The 581-nt window shown below is 61.4% G+C and carries 1 pseudogene; it reads right to left on the bottom strand.

From position 1 onward, the window contains the following. Positions 1-144: 144 nt before the first annotated feature. Positions 145-581 (bottom strand): annotated as a pseudogene (locus tag CPT76_RS31740) (hypothetical protein); the annotation flags it as partial.

Here is a 581-nt window from a genome sequence, read left to right on the forward strand (position 1 = left end):
ATCCGTTACCTGTCCCACATCAAAGCTCTCTACACGTTGGCTTACTAATCTGTAAACCATCGTTTGACGCATTAAACCAAACAGCCCTCTTTCCAAGGCATTTGCCATGGAAGAGGGCTGTTTTTTGTTGGGATTGGTGCCCGCTCACCTACCGTTCAGCGCATGCCGGAGATCGGCGAGCTCCTGCCCGATATCCGGCACCAGCGGCAGCTCCAGCCCGTCGGTTCCCTCTGGCCCCTCTTCCGTCTCCCGCCGCTGCTCTGCGGACTGGGCCATTTTCTCGAGATGGAGCAGCACAGCTCCCAGCTCCGGGTCAGGCAGGACGGGCCGGAGGGCGCTCAGCGCGTAGGAGTTCAGCACGTACCCGAACTGATCCAGCGACCAGATGACGGGCAGCAGCTTCTCCAGCTCCTCCTCGCTGCGCGGAATCTCGCCGAGCGCGGTCTGGTACACCGTCCTCAAATTGGACAGGTGCCGCCGCATGGAGCGCTGCTGAAGGATGAGGCTCAGCCTCGCTGCGGCACTCGCAGGCTGCCGAATGAACAGCAGTGCCAGAAACTGCGCCTGGCTGCGGATCGTCC

The sequence above is a fragment of the Paenibacillus sp. AR247 genome, assembly GCF_002968895.1.
GTDB lineage: Bacteria > Bacillota > Bacilli > Paenibacillales > Paenibacillaceae > Paenibacillus_AQ > Paenibacillus_AQ favisporus.